At 47.9% G+C, this 20,543-nt stretch carries 24 protein-coding genes and 1 tRNA gene; 22 read left to right on the top strand and 3 right to left on the bottom strand.

Annotation, left to right across the window (positions count from 1 at the left end; all coding sequences use genetic code 11):
• Nucleotides 1-8: 8 nt before the first annotated feature.
• Nucleotides 9-608, bottom strand: a complete 600-nt coding sequence (locus ABEQ74_RS20700; RefSeq protein ID WP_430124019.1) for a helix-turn-helix domain-containing protein — start codon at nt 606-608, stop codon at nt 9-11.
• 270 nt (nt 609-878) lie between these two features.
• Here ABEQ74_RS20700 and ABEQ74_RS20695 point away from each other — a divergent pair, with 270 nt between their 5' ends.
• The 10 genes from ABEQ74_RS20695 to ABEQ74_RS20650 all read left to right on the top strand — a co-directional run bounded on the left by ABEQ74_RS20695 (nt 879) and on the right by ABEQ74_RS20650 (nt 7,070).
• Nucleotides 879-1,076, top strand: a complete 198-nt coding sequence (locus ABEQ74_RS20695; RefSeq protein WP_430124018.1) for a helix-turn-helix domain-containing protein — start codon at nt 879-881, stop codon at nt 1,074-1,076.
• A 46-nt stretch (nt 1,077-1,122) separates the two neighbouring features.
• Nucleotides 1,123-1,428, top strand: a complete 306-nt coding sequence (locus ABEQ74_RS20690) for a helix-turn-helix domain-containing protein (RefSeq protein ID WP_430124017.1) — start codon at nt 1,123-1,125, stop codon at nt 1,426-1,428.
• Complete coding sequence (locus ABEQ74_RS20685) at nt 1,421-1,609, top strand: hypothetical protein (RefSeq protein ID WP_430124016.1); 189 nt, start codon at nt 1,421-1,423, stop codon at nt 1,607-1,609. The genes ABEQ74_RS20690 and ABEQ74_RS20685 overlap by 8 nt, the downstream gene beginning before the upstream one ends.
• A gap of 3 nt (nt 1,610-1,612) precedes the next feature.
• The gene (locus ABEQ74_RS20680) at nt 1,613-2,167 is read left to right on the top strand and encodes a hypothetical protein (protein ID WP_430124014.1); all 555 of its coding nucleotides are present in this window, start codon (nt 1,613-1,615) and stop codon (nt 2,165-2,167) included.
• A 39-nt stretch (nt 2,168-2,206) separates the two neighbouring features.
• Nucleotides 2,207-2,347, top strand: coding sequence for a hypothetical protein (locus ABEQ74_RS20675; RefSeq protein WP_430118433.1), 141 nt, complete (start codon nt 2,207-2,209; stop codon nt 2,345-2,347).
• Nucleotides 2,348-2,585: 238 nt separating this feature from the next.
• On the top strand, nt 2,586-2,987 hold the full coding sequence (locus tag ABEQ74_RS20670) for a hypothetical protein (protein ID WP_430124013.1): 402 nt from the start codon (nt 2,586-2,588) through the stop codon (nt 2,985-2,987).
• Entirely contained in the window at nt 2,984-4,183 is a 1,200-nt protein-coding gene (locus ABEQ74_RS20665; protein ID WP_430124012.1) for a DUF2800 domain-containing protein, read from the top strand. The genes ABEQ74_RS20670 and ABEQ74_RS20665 overlap by 4 nt, the downstream gene beginning before the upstream one ends.
• A 95-nt stretch (nt 4,184-4,278) precedes the next feature.
• On the top strand, nt 4,279-4,878 hold the full coding sequence (locus ABEQ74_RS20660; protein WP_430124011.1) for a DUF2815 family protein: 600 nt from the start codon (nt 4,279-4,281) through the stop codon (nt 4,876-4,878).
• Between the two features lie 76 nt (nt 4,879-4,954).
• Nucleotides 4,955-5,122, top strand: coding sequence for a hypothetical protein (locus ABEQ74_RS20655; protein WP_430124010.1), 168 nt, complete (start codon nt 4,955-4,957; stop codon nt 5,120-5,122).
• A gap of 1 nt (nt 5,123) precedes the next feature.
• On the top strand, nt 5,124-7,070 hold the full coding sequence (locus ABEQ74_RS20650) for a DNA polymerase (protein WP_430124009.1): 1,947 nt from the start codon (nt 5,124-5,126) through the stop codon (nt 7,068-7,070).
• Here the strand turns inward: ABEQ74_RS20650 and ABEQ74_RS20645 are convergent.
• Nucleotides 7,067-7,921, bottom strand: a complete 855-nt coding sequence (locus ABEQ74_RS20645; protein ID WP_430124008.1) for a hypothetical protein — start codon at nt 7,919-7,921, stop codon at nt 7,067-7,069. The two genes, ABEQ74_RS20650 and ABEQ74_RS20645, sit on opposite strands and share 4 nt — an antisense overlap.
• Nucleotides 7,922-8,034: 113 nt before the next feature.
• Here ABEQ74_RS20645 and ABEQ74_RS20640 point away from each other — a divergent pair, with 113 nt between their 5' ends.
• The 6 genes from ABEQ74_RS20640 to ABEQ74_RS20615 all read left to right on the top strand — a co-directional run bounded on the left by ABEQ74_RS20640 (nt 8,035) and on the right by ABEQ74_RS20615 (nt 13,336).
• On the top strand, nt 8,035-10,380 hold the full coding sequence (locus ABEQ74_RS20640) for a VapE domain-containing protein (protein WP_430124007.1): 2,346 nt from the start codon (nt 8,035-8,037) through the stop codon (nt 10,378-10,380).
• Between the two features lie 291 nt (nt 10,381-10,671).
• Nucleotides 10,672-10,953 (top strand): VRR-NUC domain-containing protein, encoded by a 282-nt coding sequence (locus tag ABEQ74_RS20635; RefSeq protein ID WP_430124006.1) that lies wholly within the window; start codon nt 10,672-10,674, stop codon nt 10,951-10,953.
• On the top strand, nt 10,950-12,323 hold the full coding sequence (locus ABEQ74_RS20630) for an SNF2-related protein (RefSeq protein WP_430124003.1): 1,374 nt from the start codon (nt 10,950-10,952) through the stop codon (nt 12,321-12,323). Before ABEQ74_RS20635 ends, ABEQ74_RS20630 begins: the two co-directional genes overlap by 4 nt.
• Nucleotides 12,324-12,494, top strand: coding sequence for a hypothetical protein (locus ABEQ74_RS20625; RefSeq protein ID WP_430124002.1), 171 nt, complete (start codon nt 12,324-12,326; stop codon nt 12,492-12,494).
• A gap of 17 nt (nt 12,495-12,511) precedes the next feature.
• On the top strand, nt 12,512-13,120 hold the full coding sequence (locus ABEQ74_RS20620) for an RNA polymerase subunit sigma-24 (RefSeq protein WP_430124001.1): 609 nt from the start codon (nt 12,512-12,514) through the stop codon (nt 13,118-13,120).
• A 143-nt stretch (nt 13,121-13,263) separates the two neighbouring features.
• Nucleotides 13,264-13,336: transfer RNA gene (locus ABEQ74_RS20615), tRNA-Pro, on the top strand.
• A 121-nt stretch (nt 13,337-13,457) separates the two neighbouring features.
• Here the strand turns inward: ABEQ74_RS20615 and ABEQ74_RS20610 are convergent.
• On the bottom strand, nt 13,458-14,087 hold the full coding sequence (locus tag ABEQ74_RS20610; RefSeq protein ID WP_430124000.1) for a hypothetical protein: 630 nt from the start codon (nt 14,085-14,087) through the stop codon (nt 13,458-13,460).
• A 68-nt stretch (nt 14,088-14,155) separates the two neighbouring features.
• Here ABEQ74_RS20610 and ABEQ74_RS20605 point away from each other — a divergent pair, with 68 nt between their 5' ends.
• From ABEQ74_RS20605 to ABEQ74_RS20580, 6 genes are all read left to right on the top strand, one after another.
• Nucleotides 14,156-14,848, top strand: a complete 693-nt coding sequence (locus ABEQ74_RS20605; RefSeq protein ID WP_430123999.1) for a terminase small subunit — start codon at nt 14,156-14,158, stop codon at nt 14,846-14,848.
• Complete coding sequence (locus ABEQ74_RS20600) at nt 14,841-16,301, top strand: terminase large subunit domain-containing protein (protein ID WP_430123998.1); 1,461 nt, start codon at nt 14,841-14,843, stop codon at nt 16,299-16,301. Before ABEQ74_RS20605 ends, ABEQ74_RS20600 begins: the two co-directional genes overlap by 8 nt.
• Nucleotides 16,302-16,696: 395 nt before the next feature.
• The gene (locus tag ABEQ74_RS20595; RefSeq protein WP_430123997.1) at nt 16,697-16,963 is read left to right on the top strand and encodes a hypothetical protein; all 267 of its coding nucleotides are present in this window, start codon (nt 16,697-16,699) and stop codon (nt 16,961-16,963) included.
• A 6-nt stretch (nt 16,964-16,969) separates the two neighbouring features.
• Nucleotides 16,970-19,060 (top strand): hypothetical protein, encoded by a 2,091-nt coding sequence (locus tag ABEQ74_RS20590; protein WP_430123996.1) that lies wholly within the window; start codon nt 16,970-16,972, stop codon nt 19,058-19,060.
• 58 nt (nt 19,061-19,118) lie between these two features.
• Entirely contained in the window at nt 19,119-20,105 is a 987-nt protein-coding gene (locus ABEQ74_RS20585; RefSeq protein WP_430123995.1) for a hypothetical protein, read from the top strand.
• An 11-nt stretch (nt 20,106-20,116) separates the two neighbouring features.
• Entirely contained in the window at nt 20,117-20,536 is a 420-nt protein-coding gene (locus tag ABEQ74_RS20580) for a hypothetical protein (protein ID WP_430123994.1), read from the top strand.
• Nucleotides 20,537-20,543: the final 7 nt, after the last annotated feature.

Below are 20,543 nucleotides of genomic sequence, written 5' to 3'. Positions count from 1 at the left end.
CGTCACTCCTAGCTGTCTTTTCTCCGCATTTTAACGAATTCTTTGAAACGTTCGATTTCTTCTAATTCTTCTTTGGTAAATTCATCACCATCGTGGTGAGCTGCTATCGTCTCAAGTTCATAGGTTTCAGACGAATCGCGTTCTTTCGCATCGTTAAATGCAAGGTATGAGTTAACATCACCTTTGAACTGTGAAGGGATCTCCATATCAAAAAGACCATACTTATCAAGAAATTCAGGAAATGTTATTCCGAAAATACCCATCATCTTATCTACTAAGTCTTCGGTGATGGGTATTTCTTGTTCCTCATATTTGACCAATTCAGTCACATCAATATCTAAAAGAGTGCTAAATTCTTCGGCGGACAACCCCTGTTCAAGCCGTTCTTCTTCGATATAAGGCCCTAAATCAAAAATGGTCCCTCTGTCCAGCAAATAATCTACGGATACTTTCAGGTAATTAGCGACTCGCTCCAATTTATCTATCGACGGTGAGTTTTTATCCCAGTTGTATACAGAACCTCTGCTCAAACCCAGTGTCGCCTCTAATTTAGGGATTGAGATGCCTATTTCAGAACACAACGACTTGATATTTTCGACCAACGACATAACTCTTGCTCACTCCTAAATCCAAATTAACAAAAAATATTCAGTCATTTTATTGACTAACAGAAAATATTCAGTTATTATAGTCTCAACAGCTTAATTCAAGGCAAAAAAGGCAACAAAAAACCAGAGGGACCTTTGTCCCCTTATTAAAAATCGTTCCCCAACGACGTTTATTTGGTTATGCCTTCTTTACTGATATTAGAATATTTTCAGTCGCGTGTCAACAATTAAGCTGTAAATTTTACAACATTTAGGAGGGAGGGTCTTAAAATGCCTCATTACACCGAATTTGGAGCTGAATGCAGAAAGGTAATGTTTCAGAAAAATATCAAAATGAAAGATGTAGCTAAGGAGCTTGGAGTTTCTGTAACCTACATTTCAGAGATTTTCAAAGGGACGCGTCCTGGCGAAAAACAGAAGCCGATTATTGCTAAAATGCTTGGCCTGGAGAGCGAGGTAATTAAATGATCGCGAGAGGTATCCTCCCAATGATTGAGAGGGATGGTGAGGCTTCATGACAGCTATCGAAAAAGCGATCGCTGATATTGTAGCGGTCCATGTGGCTCAAGCCGAGAAACGAATCATGGAAAGATTATCGGCCACTTCGGATAGGGACTTAACTTTCACCGAAGCTTGCAAACATCTCAATATGTCATCTTATACGCTCCGAAAGTTATGTTTGGCAAAGCGTGTTCCTCACCGGACTGTAGGGGCTGAGGGCAGTAAAAATCCCAGATATGTTTTTAGTTCCATCAGTTTAGATCGTTGGAAAAAAGAACAAGAAATGATGAATTACAGAAGGGAGAGTTCCAATGAGTAAGGTTCTAAACTTGGCAGCGGAAGAAGAAGTCATTGACTACTGCGCTAATGAGACATGCGGCAAGGAGATCCACTTTGGGCAACTGGCATGGAAAATCGATTTCGAACTCGTATGTTCAAGCAACTGCTTGCTCAAAAAGCTTGGTATAGTGTCGGTGACTGCTGGGGAGGGAGGAGTCTAGTAAGTGGAAACCCTTAGTTTTACTTACGATCCGCTTGCCCTTATACGTATCGTCTTACAGCGCTTCATCGAAGAGAACATTCAAGGGCGATATTATCGTGCGAAACAATATGCTTGCTATGAGTATTTGAATGAAAACTTGAATGACGATCTACTAAACGAAATTCTTTCTGAGTTCGTCAAGCGTCACAACCTTGAAGCGATAACGCTACTGGATTGGCGTGAAGATGCTCGTTTGATCTTCGACATCATTTTTGAACGTAACGATTATAAGTCCGTTGAAGTGTCGTTCAAGCGGATGGGGTTTGGTAATACCGGTTTGGGTGTTTATGATCGCCAAGCAGGATTGTTTTACGAATGCGGCATGGCCCATCATTGGCGGACAATACGTGACATTGTGAGGGACAGTTATCCTGAAAAGCATGAGGCATTAGAGAAATTATATTGCTATAGCAGGTTAACAGAATACGGTGGATTCAGTAGAGAGGAAATCGAAAATTTCGTGATGGACAATTTCGAACTGGTTGGCGGTATGAAGTCAATTAACGAGTACTTGTAAATTCGTACCGAAACAATTGAAAGGAGGTGAAACAGGAAGGTGAACAAGAGGCTAAGGGTCTGGACTTGTGGGAATCTGCAGCAGCTGATCGAGATGACCAAGTCAAAAGAGCTTCGCGAGATTTACCGCAAGCAATATATCAGCTTGGCATCAAGGATGAAAAAGAAAAATGCAGCTTGAACGGGGTAGGAGCCGTCAAACTGCTGCACTTGAAAAACTACTTATATTAAGGCCAGTTTAACACCAACAGAAGGGAGATGGCAATATGAATGTTTCTCGTTGCTTCATTTGCGGAGAACAGAAGTATATGAAGCTTTCGACCTTTTATGGTAAATCGATTTGCAAGACCTGCATTAAATCTATCGTTGATGACTATGACAATTTGTTCAAACCCATTAATTCTTAGGAGGACTTATACATGCCGGTACAAATCACGATCAACGGCGATAACGCCGCTCAAGCTATAGAAGAATTTGCTACACTGTCAGCCGCATTCGGTGGTACTGCAGCTCCGGCTACGCCTGCAAAAGAAGAAGTTAAGCCACGTCAGCGAAAGGTTCTCGAAAATAAGAAAGAAGAATCGAAGGTTGAGGCAGACCAAGACTCCTCTCCAGATGAGGGGGTTGAGGAGATCCAACCGAATGAAGATGAGGAGATTCCAACTGTCGTTGAGCTTCGAGCTAAGGCTCAGGAAGTGGGCAAAGACCCAAAGAAGAAGCCGGAAATCAAGAAACTGCTTGGCGAGTTTGAAAGCGCGTCGATCTCGGATGTCCCAGAAGAGAAACGGATAGCCTTCATGGCAGCATTGGAGGCTCTATGACACAGCCAGCACATGCTGAACGGGCTCATGCCTTATTGGGTGCGTCCAAGGCGGACCAGTGGATAAACTGTCCGCCCAGCGCCCGGCTACAGGAGAGTATTCCGGATAAGCGTAGCGAGTTTGCAGATGAGGGGACCTCAGCGCATGAACTGTCCGAGCTGATCCTTCGCCGGAGGCTAACACCTTGTAATGCAGCTGAGCGAAAAAAACTTGATAAGGCAATCGCAGATTTCAAGAAAACCAACTCTTATTACGGTCCGGAAATGGAAGACGCTGTGGCTGCCTATGTCGATGTGGTTGAGGAGCGATTCATGGCGGCCAAGGCTCGATCGAAGGATGCCGTGATACTTTTCGAAGAGCGAGTGGATTTCTCAGAATGGGTCCCTGATGGTTATGGGACCGGAGACGTTGTAATCATCTCGGACTGGATGCTTGATGTCATTGATCTAAAGTACGGCAAAGGTGTGCCTGTCAGCGCGATCGGTAACCCTCAGCTCCGGTTATATGGCCTGGGAGCTTGGGCTAACTGGAATTACCTCTACTCGATCAATGAAGTCAGCATGACAATCGTACAGCCCCGATTGGAAAGCGTCAGTACCGATACGCTTCTGCTTGGTGAGCTACTCGAATGGGCTGCGGACGTTGTTACACCTGCAGCTGCACTGGCAGACGCTGGTGAAGGTGAATTTAAACCTGGCAGCCATTGCCGATGGTGCAAAGTTAAAGGGAACTGTCGTGCTCGGGCTGATGAGAATATGAAGGCCCTGGCGTATGAATTTCAGGATCCTGCTCTGCTTTCTATTGATGAGATTGGTTCAGTTCTATTCGTAGCAGAGCAGTTGAAAGTCTGGGCCAAGGACGTTGAAGAATATGCCTTCGACCAGGCTAAATCAGGTGCAAGGATCCCATCGTGGAAACTTGTAGAGGGTCGAAGCAATCGGACCATTACCGATAAGGCTGCCGCTCGTAAAGCCTTGGAGTTAGCTGATCTTGAAGCAGAAAAGTATCTCAAGCCGCAGGAGCTGCTTGGCATTGGCGATCTGGAGAAGAAGATCGGCAAAAAGGAGCTTGCTTCCTTGTTGGACGGTCTGATCGTGAAGCCGCCGGGTAAACCTGTGCTGGTCCCGGAGACGGACAAGCGGTCGGAGTTGAATAGCGTGGATCAGGACTTCGCTGGAGAGGAATTTGAGGTGTAGTCATGGGTGAAATAGCTGATTACCACGTAGACAGAATGACGTCCGGTGCTTGGTCAGTTGGAAGAACTAATTCAAATAAAAGGAGAAATGATCAAATGGCAATCGATAATCAATCAACAAAAGTAATCACAGGAAAAGTACGTCTTAGCTACGCCAATGTATGGGAGCCTACTCCCGATGATAATGGAGTCCTCTGGTACAATTCGTCCATTCTGATTCCTAAGGATGATAAAGATACCCTACGCAAGATTAAAGGCGCGGTTGATATCTTGAAAGAGCAGGCGAAGGCAAAGTATGGCGGGAAGATTCCACCTAAGTTCCATACCCCTCTGCGAGATGGTGATGAAGAAAGACCGGATGATGAAGCCTATGAGGGTCACTATTTCTTCAATGCCAAAAGCAAAAACAGACCTGGTATCGCGAAGCCGATCGGTAAGGACAGCAACGGAAAAACCAAATTTCAAGAGATCACAGACACAACTGAAGTATATTCCGGCTGCTATGCCAAAGTCAGCATTAACTTCTATCTATTTGACACTAAAGGAAATAAAGGTATTGCAGCCGGCCTTAATAACATCGTTAAAGTACAGGATGGCGATTTCCTGGGTGGCCGTAGCAGCCTGAACGACGATTTCGCTAGTGAAGATTTCGACGACATTGTAGACATCAGTGACGATGACGATTACTTGAACTAATCAATTTACTTCTTTGGAGGGGCTTGGTATCAGGCCCCTTTTTATAACCGCAAAATCTCAATATGGAGGGGACGTTTTGGATCTTCAAGTGAAATATCAGACTGAGTATGGTAAGTGGTTGTGTTTTAAACATGCCGTAAAAAGAGCTTTAGCTGACGAAGATATTCACACCGTGGTCGATGATTTTGGATCTGAGTATGACATGCGTGATACAAGCTGTGTCGATTGTAACGAGGGCGAGTGATATGACTCTACTGCAGATCGACCTTGAAACATACAGCAGTGTAGACATCAAAAAATCGGGCGTCTACCCCTACGTTGAGGCTCCTGACTTTGAAATTCTTCTTTTCGGTTTTGCTTTTGATGATGATCCAGTGACTGTCATCGATCTGATGGATTATGAAGCCCTGCCTGGAGATGTAATCAAGGCCCTCAAAATGGACGTCATCAAGACAGCTTTCAACGCCAATTTTGAACGAACTGCGCTGGCGAAACACTTAGGCGTGCCGATGCCGCCGGAGCAGTGGCGCTGCTCAAGCGTTCATGCTCTGACGCTGGGCCTTCCGGGGGACCTGGCCGGAGTTGCCAAGGTGCTGAAAGTGGATGAACAGAAAGACAGCTCTGGTAAGGCGCTGATTAAATACTTTTCAACGCCATGCAAGCCGACCAAGGTCAACGGTGGGCGCACACGGAACCTTCCGTACCATGATCCTGAGAAGTGGCAGCAGTACAAGGAATACAACCGACAGGACGTGGAGGCAGAACGAGCTGTTCGAAAGAAGATCGAGAAATACGAGATATCCGATTTTGAACATAAGCTCTGGGCTTTAGATCAAAAGATCAACGACAACGGGATTTTGCTTCATCCAGACTTACCAGCTCGGGCCATTGAGTGCGACAACGCTTTTAAGGAGCGAACGATTAAGGAGGCCAAGGAGTTAACTGGACTGGAAAACCCCAACAGTGTTGCACAGTTAAAGGCCTGGGTGGAGGAAGAGGAAGGGATCCAGATCGAAGGCTTAACTAAAGACACGATACCTATTCTGATCAAGGAAGCGAAGAGCGAAAAAGTTAAAACGATGTTAAAGCTTCGACAGCAGCTGTCTAAAACATCTGTGAAGAAATACGAAGCTATGCAGCGTGCACGCTGCCAGGATGGTCGAGTTAGGGGGCTATTTCAGTTCTACGGAGCTAACCGGACGGGGCGCTGGGCGGGAAGGCTTGTGCAGGTGCAGAACCTACCGCAGAACAAAATACCAGACCTGGAGCTTGCGAGAGATCTCCTGCTGGCCGGGGATTATGAACTGCTGGAAATGCTGTTTGGCCCTCCTCCATTTGTCCTTTCTCAGCTGATTCGGACGGCCTTCATACCTTCGTCCAACTGCGCCTTAAATGTCTCAGACTTCGCAGCCATTGAGGCGCGGGTAATAGCCTGGCTGGCGGGTGAGACGTGGCGGCTGGAGGTATTCAAGACCCATGGCAAGATCTATGAAGCCTCTGCGGCGCAGATGTTCAACCTTAGTCTTGAAGAGATCACCAAGGACCTACGCCAAAAAGGGAAGATCGCGGAGCTTGCGCTGGGCTACGGTGGCGCTGTTGGCGCGCTGGAGCAGATGGGGGCCCTCAAAATGGGGCTTTCTCAAGATGAGCTGCCGCCACTCGTTAAGACATGGCGGGCAGCTAATCCGAAGATTACACAGCTTTGGTGGGACGTAGACAGGGCAGCCATGACGGCCGTCCAGGAGCGAAGAACAATCAAGCTGCAGTACGGTCTGACATTTTACTGTGAAGGCGGCTATCTGTTTATCCGGTTACCATCCGGACGGCGTTTGTCCTACGTAAACCCACGGATCGTTGACGGGAAGTTTGATAAACCGGCATTGGTTTATGACGGCGTGGACCAGACAAAGAAGACATGGGGCAAGATCGACACTTACGGCCCTAAGCTGGTCGAGAACATTGTACAGGCCATCAGCCGGGACTGCCTGGCCGTGAGCATGCTTCGTCTGGACGCTGCCGGCTTTGAGACTAGAATGCACGTCCACGATGAGGTCATTGTCGATGAGCCTTACGACAATGGTAGGGATTCCTTAAACGAGATAACTGAAATTATGGGGCAGCCGATCGAATGGGCGCCGAGGCTTCCACTTTGTGCCGAAGCATTCGAGACGGACTTTTATAAGAAGGACTAGGAGCTGTGGATGATTGAGTTCAAGTTTTTAACTTTTAAATGTTTTTCCACATATGCACGTACTTGATATAGCGGTAATGGAAAACCAGCATCTCTAAGTTCATCCTTCACTATGGCAACAAGATCATTAATTTCTGGAGTAGTATTGTAGTTCGAGAAGTAATTATCAAGAATTTCTTTTACCACATTATCCAATCTTGATTCTTTTGCAAATTGTTTAATAGTTTTTTCGAGATTTGAAGGCAATTTTTTGGAGATGGCAGAGGCTTTTAACTCAGCAATATCCATTTGAATATCTTGAACTGCTCTGATAAAAAACTCATTTGCTGATACTTCATCCTCTTTTAAAGTTGAAACCTTGAATGTTCCAAAGCTCTTTAAAAAAGGGGAATGCTCAGGGTCTTTAATTGATTCTTCATAGGTTGCTTTTACCTTTTCGGCAAGCTTTTCTTTAAAATCTACAATGTCTTTATATCTAAGATCTCTCGGATATTGGAGGTGTTCAATGACCCCAGTATCAAACGAATATCCAGTCTGATCATCTTTTATAATTACAGTTGGTTTGTCGAAAGCGAGTCGCATACCGAGCTCAAACATAACGTTAGGGTTCTTGCAACTAACATCACACACAACTATGTCAGAGGTATAGAGCCCTTCTACAATACGTTTATGAATAAGTCCGGTGCTATCTCCTTCACTTACAATTTTGGGGTTTGTATCATATTCTGGGATGCTGGCTAGCGATTCTGTAATGATTCTTTTTACATCAAGCCAGTGTTCAGTAGTGCAGCCATCGATTGGAGCAATTGGCATTACAAGTCCAACGTTAAGGAACTTTTTTTCTTCCGTCATAGTACCCTCCTGGTTTATAAGAACTAGGAATATTATACCATTATTGGAGTCTAATAATCTCTGAGAAAACAATTTTACTAATTAATATTTTTGAAGTTAGTTGAGGTGGCATCATGCAGGAACTGGACATTAGCTTTGGCAAGCACCGGGCTGATACGAACTGGAAAACTGAATATTTGACCTGGAATGAGTTCGTGGACCGGCTGAAGAAGGTCCGGCGGACAGCAGAGACGATGGCCCAGTACGACAAAATGAACAACAATGCCCGCGGTAAATTGAAGGATGGGCCTGCTTTTGTTGGCGGGCTTGTCCGCACAGGGCGGCGGAAAAAAGAAAATGTCGATAGTCGGAGCTTGATCACCCTGGATGTCGATCGCGGAGACAATGATTTCCTATTCTCAGCTGAGCTTGTGCTGGGTGGAACGGCTTACGTTATCTACTCCACCCATAGCCACAGACCGGAGAAGCCGAAATACCGCCTGCTCATTCCAGTGGATCGTAATATGAGCCCAGACGAGTATGCAGCCGTTAGCCGTAAACTCTCGGAGCATATCGGGATGGAGTATTTCGATAAGACCACGTTTGACGTCCACCGGCTTATGTACCTGCCAAGCTGCAGCAAGGACGCGGATCCGGTCCTGGAAGTTTTCGAAGGGGAACCGCTCTCTGTGGATAGGATCCTGGACGAGTATGCGGATTGGCATGACGTCATGGCCTGGCCGCGACACCCGGAAGATAAATCCCCTGCTCAGCTGGCAGCCAAGAGAGCGCAGGATCCTCGGGAGAAGTTCGGGACGATCGGCCTCTTCTGTAGGGCATTCACCATTGAAGAAGGGATAGAAACCTTCTTATCGGATGTTTACGAAAAGGGCTCAATGCCGGATCGGTACACATACACCAAGGGGTCCAGCGGTAATGGCCTGGAAGTCTATCCGGATCAGGATCTTGCATTCTCACATCAAGACAGTGATCCGATCGCAGATGGTCGCACTTATAATCTTTTTGATCTAGTACGAGTTCATAAATTTGGTCATCTGGACGAACGGGTGAAAGAGCACACTCCGGATGCGAAGAAGCCGAGTCACCTGGCTATGGAGCAGTGGGCGGCGCAGCGGCCGGAGGTAAAGAAGCTTGTCTTCGCTGAGCGCCAGGCGGATTTCGCCGAGATGGCAGACGAGTTTCCCGATGATGAGGACGATCCGGATGAAGTGGATTGGGAGGATCAAATGGAGATCCATCATAAGACAGGGGAGCCACTGCCCACGGCGGGAAACGTAGAGCTCATGTTGTCACACGGGCCGTGGAAGAACGTCCTGGCTTATGACGCTTTTGGGAACACGGAGGTTATCCGGCGGTCGTTGCCATGGCGTGACCAAGAACGTCTTGGACGGTCCTATGAGCCGTGGCTGGGTGCCGATGATAAACGGCTTCAGCATTGGTTTGCCAAGGTGCATGGTATCAATTCGGCTAAGACGATTCAAAACGCCTTCACAGAGGTCGTTCATAGGAATACGTTTCATCCGATCAAGTCTTATGTCGAGAGTGCCGATTGGGACGGCCAGCCACGGGCAGAACGCATATTTATTGATTACCTGGGCGCCTCAGACATCCATTACACCAGGCAGGCGACTCGGAAGATGCTGCTGGCTGCCGTTGCTAGGCTATATCATCCAGGGTGTAAGTTTGACCAAATGCTGGTCCTTGTTGGGCCACAGGGTGCTGGGAAGAGCTCTCTACTGGCGAAGCTAGGACGTGAATGGTTCTCCGATTCCTTACGGACATTTGAGAACAAAGAGGCCGGAGAACACCTGCAGAGTGGCTGGATCTTCGAGATCGGTGAGCTGTCGGCCATGAAAAAGACCGAGGTTGAAGAGGTCAAGGCGTTTTTATCCAAGACCGAAGACCGCTATCGGGTGGCCTATGATCGCCAGGTATCTGAGTTCCCACGGAAGTGTGTGTTCTTCGGGACAACGAATACCCGTGATTTTCTTCGGGACGCAACTGGTAACCGGCGCTTCTGGCCTATCGAGATTTTCCCAGATCGAGCAATAAAGAGTCACTGGGAGGAATTGACCGAGGAAGAAGTGAGCCAAATATGGGCTGAGGTTTTGAGCTGGTTTAAGGCGGGGGAAACCTTGGAGCTTGACAGCGAAGCCCGCATGGAGGCGGAGCGACAACAAGCTGCACACATGGAGATGGACCCAAGAGAAGGCATCATACAGGAATGGCTTGATATGCCTTTAGAGGATGAGATGGGTCGGCCTACCGATGACCTTCGGGATCGAGTGTGTGCAGCCCAAATATGGACTGAATGCCTCGGAAAGAAGCGAGGCGATATGCGTACCTGGGAGTCAAAAGAGATTATGGACATTATGCGACGCTTCCCTGAGTGGAAGGAGCGAAAAAGCAAAGCTAAAGTGCCAGGCTATGGAGTTCAACGAGTGTTTGAACGAATCTAGATAAGGTTGCCTTAAAAGGTTGCCGTAAGATTAATTCACGGCAACCACGGCAACCGAAAAGTTGCCGCAATTGCCGTGAGGTTGCCGTAAAAATCGTTTTAAGGCAACCGGATAAAACCGCATAACATCAAGCCTTAAGGGGTGCTGGTTGCCGTGGTTGCCGTGAAATCTACTATTTTAGTAAAAATATAAATTAACCCGTATACGACATACGCAAATATAACTTAAACGCGTAAAAACTCAGTACGTGCGCGTACAAGGCAAATCGGCAACCTGATGAAAGGAGCAAATATGAGAGAGTCTGCACTGGAACGCCGTCTGGTCCGTGAAGTCAAAAAGATCGGTGGCGAAGCACCTAAGTGGGTTAGCCCCGGAGAGCGAGGAGTCCCTGATCGGATCGTGCTTCTCCCTAACGGCCAAACAGTTTACGTGGAAATGAAGGCACCAGGGGAGCAGCTAACCCCATTACAGGAACGTTGGAAGAGAAAGCTGCTAAAGCTGGGACACCGGCATTATAAACTTGATTCGAACGAAGATATTGAGCGGTTCATAGACGAGGTGAGCGCCAAATGAAGTTTAAACCGCATCAGTATCAGGAGTATGCTACTCAGCGGATCCTGGACACACCTTACATTGCGTTGCTACTTGAGATGGGATTAGGCAAAACCGTTAGTACCCTGACAGCCATGGATTTATTGCTGAACGATTACTTTGAAGCAGGAAAGGTATTAGTGATTGCCCCCTTACGAGTAGCAGATGACACTTGGGCCCGAGAGATTGAGAAGTGGGACCACCTGAGACATCTCCGGATCAGTAAGGTTTTGGGCAGTGCAGCTGTACGTCGGAAAGCCTTGAAAGCAGAGGCGGACATATACGTGATCAATCGTGAAAATGTCGAGTGGCTGGTCAGCGAGTACGGCAGCCAGTGGCCGTTTGATACCGTGGTGATCGATGAGCTATCCAGCTTCAAAAACCCACAGGCCAAACGCTTCAAGGCCCTTCGCAGGGTTCGGCCCATGATGAAGCGTGTGATCGGTCTGACCGGCACGCCAGCCCCCAACAGCCTTATGGATCTATGGGCGCCGATGTATCTGATCGATCAAGGGGATCGCCTTGGTAAGACGATAACGGGATATCGCGATCGTTACTTTACACCAGGTAGCCGTAGCGGTCATGTTGTTTATGAGTGGAAAGCCAAGCAGGAAGCAGAGGAAAGGGTATACGAGGCCATTTCCGATATTGCCGTTAGCATGAAAGCCGAGGATTGGCTTGAGCTGCCTGAACGGATTGATCGGACGATCCAGATTCCTTTAAGCCCTAAAGCAAGAGAGCAATACATCAAACTAGAGAAGGAGCTGCTGCTTCCGTTTTTGGACGCTGATGTCGTGGCTAATACTGCAGCTGTCCTGTCGAACAAGCTTCTGCAGATGGCCAGTGGCGCAGTGTATGACGAGGAAAAGGGCGTTAAGTTGATCCATGAGGCAAAACTGGATGCCTTGGAGGATGTGATCGAGGCAGCAAACGGTAAACCGGTTATGGTGTTTTACAATTTCAAGCATAGCCTGTCGCGGATCCAAGAGCGATTCCCACAAGCACGGATCCTGCGAAAAGGTAAGGACGGCAATGAAGATATCCGAGCTTGGAATAATGACGAGATCCCGCTATTGCTTTTGCATCCGAAGTCAGCAGGCCATGGCCTTAATCTTCAAGATTCAAGCTGCCGGACGGTTGTCTGGTTTGATCAGATATGGAGCCTGGAGGAAGATCAGCAGGCTAATGCAAGGGTACACCGCCAAGGAGTAAGGCATAACATCGTGGTTATCCGCCTGGTAGCTGAGGGGACTATGGACGAAGACGCTGTGGCAGCATTGGAGCGTAAAGCTGCAGGGCAAGATGCTTTGATGGAAGCTGTTAAAGCCAGGATAGAGAGGATGAAAACCTAAATGATAAGAGTCGACCAAGCTGACAAGAGTTATTCACGGTGCAATTCTTGCTTTACGAGCAGTGATGAAGGCGGCGAAGTGAAATCCATAACGGTTGGATTAGATGAATATGATACACGTTCCATTCGCTTGTGCAAGAAATGCAGAGAAGAATTAAAGGACAAGCTTTAGGAAGGAGTGGAGGTAACATGACAACAGAACAACACGTGATTGAACAGCTTTCCCAGTACCGGCAAAAGAAGGCCCGCATACAGGCACTATCGACGTATAGCGTTGGTGCCGGAATCACCGTTTCCCGATTGAATGAGGATGACCAACTGCAGGAGCTGCACGGGAGGTTACGCGGGTTGCCGACATACATGTATTTGTCGAAACAAGAACAGGAGCTAGAAACAGTGGCTCACGCCTACATGTCCAGTTACCCAGCTGGGGTTAAAGCCCAGAAGCAAGCTGTCCCAGCCCAAGTGATGGATCCGGAAGACACGGGGCTGCTGCAGGAGCTGCGGAGAAAGGTTCAGAAGGTGATCGCTGCGAGAGGATATGACGTACGGGATGGAATAGAAGCGATCATTGAGCGACTAACTGAGTTGCAGGATCTGCAGGCTGAGGTTGATCGGATCGATTTTCTTTTAACTACACTTGAAGAGTACCGGCCTAATGATGCAGAGCTGTTAAGATTGATATACGCAGATGGCGTTGAGATCCCAGTTATCGCGGATAAATTACAGCTAACTGAACGCACAATTAGCCGTAGACGAAGAGTCGCAGAAAGCGAGTACATTAATTTGGCACGATAATGTCAGTAAAATGACTTTAAAATGTCGAACGTTTGTTCTTGTTTTCCGTGTCAACCCCTGCTAAAATGATATTGTGCCCTTCATGTAAGGAGACGGTCGGCAATGGACCAAACGAGCCGTTAGGCGGCCGTCTCTTTTTATAACCGGATGTAGTGTAGCTGGGTAGCACGCTTGCCTTGGGCGCAAGTAGTGTGGGTTCAAATCCTGCCGTTCGGATTATTCGTAGCTTTTTCATCTCCCCCTTTTGCCGTCTCGGATCGAGGCGGTATTTTCTTTGAAGGAAAACGCCTTTTCAAATTTACCTGAAAAGGCGTAAAAGAGCAGTAAGAAAGAGCAACTAGTTTAGACAATAAGCAATGAACTTTTTACCAAATGGGGTTAATTCGACACCATCCCGTAAAGAGTTGTCTTCTCTACCACCGAACGACATACCCGTAGTAAATGTTCTTATAAATCCGTAGCCCTTCAGTCTACCGATTGCACCAACGATGGCGTACTGTTCGACTCCATCTTTTCGAATGGAGCCGACTTCTAATGCATCGAGCGCCTTTCTAAGAAGAGCTAAAATATCACACTCTAGAAAAGTCATGTCGCTAACAGCATCAAGAAAGAAACGTTGTTCGTCGAAATTACCTTTTGGTTGAGACAGTGTTGATAATAAGAACTGCTTAAGGAAGTCTCTTTTTGCTTCTGTATGTTCTCTTTCGACCTTTTCGTTTAGCTCTTCAATTAAAAAGACTAATTCATCTTTGTTAAATTCATCAATTCCACGAAATTGATGGCCGGATTTTGAAATGTATTCTGAGAATTCTTGATAAAAGGATTCTAGCCTTTTAAATCGCTTTTCTTGCTTTGTCCCGTAATATAACGTGGCAAGTGAACCACCTATGTACGGGATTAATTGTAGCCCAGCTTGTATTGCGATATCTTGTTCTTCTTTAAGTGATAACTTAATTTCAGCACTCATTGAATCGCCCCCTTGTTGGGACTATTATACTATGAACCAGGAATATATTGGTATAGGAGTTGATAGAAATGGCATTGACGGCCAAACAGCACCTATTCGTCCAAGAGTACCTGATAGACCTCAATGCCACTCGTGCTTATAAGGCCGCTGGCTATAGCGTGAAGAGCGATAACGCAGCCGGCGTGGAGGGTCATCGGCTACTAAGGAACCCTAAGATTGCCGCCGCTGTAAAAGAGGCCATGGATAAACGGTCTGAGCGTACGGAGATTACCGCAGATATGGTCCTGGAGCGATGGTGGACGATTGCAAATGCGGATCCGAACGATCTTATCTACCATCGCCGGGTCTGCTGCAGATATTGTTTCGGCCAGGATCATGCGTATCAATGGGTTGATAAGGAAGAGTATCTAAATGCGGTACAGATCGCCCGTCAAATGGAGAAGCCGCTTCCTGTCAACAACGGAGGGTACGGATTTGATTCGACACTTCGCCCGCATCCTAAATGCCCTCGCTGTCATGGTGAAGGATTCGGAGAGATCCACGCAACGGATACCCGAGACCTTAGCCCTCAGGCACGAATGTTGTATGCCGGTGTCAAACAGACTCAATCTGGTTTTGAGATCAAGATGAGAGACCAGGATAAGGCCTTGGAGAATGTGGCTAGGCATCTTGGTATGTTTAACGACAAGATGGAGCTTACAGGCAAAGACGGCGGCGCTCTGCAGGTGATTTTCGATAAGGGGATGACGAACGATGAGTAATCAGGTTGTTATTCCCTATAAGCCCCAGCCCCGGCAGCAGGTGTATCACCAGACTGAGGCGGATGAGATCCTGTATGGCGGTGCTGCTGGCGGAGGTAAGTCTGAGGCGACGATCTGGGACGCGTTGAAATATGCTATGCAGTATGCAGGCAGCCGTCAGATCATCTTCCGGCGTACATATCCCGATCTGCAGCGCTCTATCATTTCCCGTACGATGCAGGTATACCCGAAAGAGCTTGGTAAATACAACAAGGCCAAGCATGAATGGGTATTCGTGAATGGCTCCATAATCGAATTAGCGTACTGGGACAATGATGCCAACTATACGAATTACCAGGGCGCGGAGTACGATGTCATCCGGTGGGAAGAACTGACCCAGTTCGAAGAGAAGTGGTATCTATATATGCTGTCTCGTCTGCGTGGTAGCAAGCCCTTCCCTCGTTCGGTAAAGAGCACAACGAACCCTGGGGGCGTGGGCCATACCTGGGTGAAGAAGCGTTTCGTATCGATTGGACCAGCTGAGACTGTCCACCGGATCATGGAGACGGATGACGATGGAAACACATTGTACTGGCCGGAAGGAACACCCAATGCCGGCGAACCTATCATCCGCAGCCGGATCTTCATTCCCGCTAACGTTCACGACAATCAGGCTCTGGTCCAAACGGATCCGGGCTATTTGGCGCGTCTGTTGGCTCTTCCCGATATCGAGAGAAAGCAACTACTCGAAGGGGATTGGGATGTATTTGCAGGCCAGTACTTCAGCGAATTTACCCGGTCTATTCATGTTGTTGAGCCGTTTGACATTCCGAGGGATTGGAAAAGGTACCGGGCGTTTGATGAAGGGTATACGGATCCGTTCGTTTGTATCTGGTTGGCTTTGGCTCCTGATGGTACAGGGTACCTGTATCGGGAACTGGCACAGAGTAAACTGCTCACTTCAGAACAGGTGGAGCTCACGAAGCTGAACAGTCCTGTATCTGAACGGTACGAATACAACGTGGCTGATACGTCATTCTGGAATAAGTCCAAAACGGAGAACATCACTCCGGCTGAGATATTCGCCCAGAAGGGTGTACATCTGATCCAGGCTAAGAAGGAACGCGTAAACGGATGGAAACGGCTGAGGGAATGGCTTCATGTATACGATGCGATTGATCATGTGACGGGCAATCTTTACAAAGATACGAAGCTTAAGATCTTCAGCACATGTGTAAAAGCTATGGAAGCCATCCCGGCCTTGATGCATGATCCTCATAAAGTAGAGGACGTAGCCCCTCATGCGCTGGATCATATACCGGATGCGTTGCGCTATTGGGTAATGAGCCGACCAACTGCAGGCAGGGTAAAGGATGCTTGGTCAGCTAATCCGGACGAGATCCGCGAATCCCAGGACGACTTTGACCAGGACGATGACGATGATGACATACCAATAGTGCAAGGGTTCTGGTAAGTCCGATTATTCACTGTTTATGCAAGACATGTGCACAAAACACAAGGTTTTGTGAAATAGTCTGTTAGCGCAAACCCTTGATACATAAGGGTTTATTTGTTTTGTGTTGAAAATGGTTTATGCATAGCGTATGCAAGAAGCCGGGAAGCCGCATGGTTGAGGGATTTTGGTTTAATCGTATTCGTTACGAAATACATCATTTATACATGAAGGAGAGTGCGGAAATGGATGCGCAGGATAGCGACTTAATCGGAGAATGGATTAATGAACGATGTCCCAGATGCGGTGCAGCTCTCCTGGGAAACAAGCGAGGAAATAAGTGGTGTTCAAATGCAGGAGGAACCAGTATAGCTACATGCAGTTATGGACTGGACCCAGAAGAGGAGGAATAGATAATGTTCTACTTTTGTGCATTTATTTTGTTAATGGTGATCACTTACCAGGGTGTGCAGCTGACCGTTCAGCAGAGAACTATCAAGGATCTAACCGATCGGCTCATGGCTAGGAATTATACCGAGTATGCGGCCGGTCGTGCAAGAGAAGACCCGCCTCCAGAGGTAAAGAGTCGAAAGCCCCTCAGCTGGTACGATGATCCGGATATTCCGGAAGATGATTATAACGATGATATGAATAAAGGATTTATTCCTGGTTTTAGGCGGTGATGACGAATGACGCTACTTGGTAAGGTGAAAGGCATCTTCGGCAGCTCATCTGGTGATGATCAAACGGATAACCCCAATACACCTGATGAGCAACGGATCGTGGATGAGGTCATGACAGACTTCAATGTATTCAAAGAGCCGCGCCAGAAGATGGATGACATCTGGCGGAAAGAGCAACGTATTTATATGGGCGATCATTGGTATGGGCTGCGCACGGAAGCTGTGTCCAAGCTCCGGCCAGATGCCGTTGAGAATGTGGCTTTCTCGCAGATCGAGAGCATTGTCGGCAAGCTGACGGGCTGGATGCCTTATCCGGATTACGATGCTCAGGAGGAAAATGACGAGCAGAAGGCTCGGGATCTCAACGACTTCATGCCGTATGAGCTAAGGCAGATCAAGTTCAAGCAGAAACATTCAAGGGCAATTCGCCGGATGGTTATTCATGGACCGCTGATCTATAAGACCGTGTTTGATCCAACGGTGGAAGGTGGAAGAGGTCAGAACAGATATACGGGCCGGAATGATATCTTGCCGGTGGATCTATTCAGCTTTTATCCGGATCCGCGAATATCAGATTTCATTCATCTTCAGGAGATGGGTGCAATCATCATGAAATATCCTAAGACCCTGGAGTATTTCAAAAAGCGTTGGCCGAAGCAAGGTGAGAAGGTCCAGCCGGATTCCTCAGCTGGTAATGAGGGGATTGATGGCGACTCTACCGACAGCATTTCAGGACTAACGGAAATTAACACCAGACAGAAGTCGTCCGGATTGATCGAATACTGGTATCGTGGACTGCCTAAGGTCGTTACCCGAGAGGATCGGGAACTCTTTCGGGATCTGGCCGAGGAAAAGCTGCTGCAGGGAGTTGATCCTTCCGAGCTGATCGCAAAGGCAGAAGGCAATATGGAAGGTGTGCACTGCATCTACATTTCATCGGATGGCGTGTTCCTGGAGCATAAGGCATATGTGTATGATCATGGTCAATACCCGTTCACCGCAAGGACGTTGTATCCTGATGAGGGCAACGTGTGGGGTAAGGGCTTCATGCGCGACATGATCAAGCCTCAGATTATTAAAAACAAGTATGCCGAGATTGCAATTGAAACCATGGCCAAACAAGGTAACGGCGGGATCATGTATGAGGAAGGAGCAATCACCAGACCAAATACATGGCAGGAGCGTCGTAGTCTCCCTGGGGCTATGCTTCCAGTTGCGCACGGTCGAATGAATGACGTTAAGGAGCTTCAGGGGATCAACATCCCAGGGAGCTTATTTAACATGCTGTCTTATTATGATGAGATGCTGCAAAAGATTCCGGGTCAGTTTGATAGTTCGAACGGCCAAGCGAATAGCAACGTCACATCGGGAGAGCAGGCCAAAGCACTCATGGCCGCTGCCGGTACGAGGCTGAATACAACATCTGATCTTATACAGGATGCGCTGGAAGAAGTGTTTGGCCAGTATGTTGAACTGATTGCACAGTTCTATACAACGGAACGCATTGCCCGTATCACAGGCCGCAAGTTGAGTATCAGTCGGGATACGATCGTCTCTCAGGTCCCATCTGAATATGATACCGGTGAGCAAATCCCGGATCCTGATACTGGTGAGCCTGTGCCAGACATAAGACCGGTCCAGGAAGAGTATGTGCCTGAATTCGATATCCTTGTTCACATTGGGGTAGACAAGCCGCAGGATCGGGAGTACTGGCTACAGCTTGCCTTCAACCTACTTCAAACAATCGATCCAGTTACGCAGCTGCCTATGATTGATGCTGAGGGCGTCCGGTACGTCATTAGCACAGGACGTATGGAACCGATGGATGTCATCAAGCGCCGGATTGAGCAAGAGGCTGGTACTCAGCAACAGATGCAGCAACTTCAAATGCAGATCCAGCAGCTCACACAGCAGAATCAGGAACTCCAGCAAACTACGGCCCAGCTCACGGACCAGAGTGTACAGCAGGAGACGCAACAGCGTGAATTTGAACAATCATTGAAACAACAGAAGATTAATCTTGAAGCAGCGAAGACGGCAAATGAGATCATGAAGAGTCAGCAGCCGGCTTCACCTGTTTTACCTGGCCAGTGGTGAGAATCCATCTGGCCTTTTATTATCTGCCGCCACCCATAGCGGAATAGGAGGAACTAACATGTTTGATGTAAATGACCCATCCACCAACCCAGGTGAGCAAGTCGAGTCAACCCACCCACAGGCTGACGAGCAACAACAGGAAATGAGAAGTGTTTATGAGGCGTTCGATCTTCAATATCCAGAGACCGAATCAGACGATGACGACCATAAGGATCCCGAAGATGAACTGGACGATAGGACAGCCGCTCCACCCAAAGACGGCGAACCGGACGATCCTGAACAACGAAAAGGGATAACGGTCAAGTATAACGGTCAGGATGTCTTCATCCCGGAAACAGAAGTCGAGGCCCATGCCCGTAAAGGTCTGAATTACGACAAGATCGAAGGCCGGGCAAAACAGTACGAAACCGCACTGGATCGACTAGCCCGCCAGCAAGGGTATAAGGATCACGCTGATCTGATTGCGAACCTGGATAAGATCGAACAGGAAGCCGTACAGCAACAGCAAAATCAATTCGATCAGCTTAAGGCGCATTTACGTCAAGAGGCTGAGGATGCCGGAATCGATCCAGATTCTATGGAGAGATACCTGGATAATCATCCTCTGATCAAACAGGCCAAGGATGTCATTCAGCGCAGTGAGCAAGAGCAGCAGATCAAGCAGCAAGAACAAAGCCAGCAGCAGCTTCTGCAGGGGTGGGAAGACCTCTTTCGCAAATACCCGCATCTGGCCGATCAGGTGAACCCGGATGGTGGATCAGCTCCGTGGTTGACGCCCGAAATGCATGCCAGGCTTGAGCGTGGCTATGATCCGATTGATGCCTATGAGCTTGTCCACCGTGATAGCATAATGGCTGATGAACGCAAGCGAACAGAGCAGTCCGTACTGAAGAATCAGCGGCTGAATAAGCGAGCGCAGGTAGTTGGTCAGGGTAACGGGGAACGGCAGCCGGAAGTTCCGGCGGAGCTGTCTTCTGCTTTTGCGGCCTTCGGTATCGACCCGAAAAATGCCCAGAAGTACGCTAAAAATTTTGAGAATAAATAGGAGGGGTTAGCATGCCTCAAGGATTTAAGTATGTATACAACGATTACGGTAAGGATCCGACACGGATTACTGAGCAATTGATGACTGATGGCGAGGCGGGTTTTGCCAATCAAGCTATTAAAATTGTTGGCGGTCGAATTACTAAAGCTGAGCCTACAGATCCGATTGCTGGCTTCTTGACGGCTAATATTGAGGCGGGGAAAGACAAGCCTGCAGAGTACATTCTAGCTCGTGAGGGCGATTGGTACGATGCGGCTTACACGGGAACCGCAGATGCTGGCTTTGTTTCAGGTGCAACTGAAGTCGCACTGGATGCAGATGGACTCTCGGCTGATGCAGCCGCTATTGTTGGAGGCCCCTTGGCTGTGTTTGAGGTAAACACCGAGCGTAAGACGGCTCGTGTCAAAGTAAAGAACCGTCAGTTCTCATAATTCTAAA

The organism is Paenibacillus solani (assembly GCF_050475945.1).
In the GTDB taxonomy this organism is placed as follows: Bacteria; Bacillota; Bacilli; order Paenibacillales; family Paenibacillaceae; genus Paenibacillus_AQ; species Paenibacillus_AQ solani_A.
The sequence above is the reverse complement of the archived record's forward strand: the minus strand, read 5'-3'. Positions and strand labels throughout refer to the sequence as shown.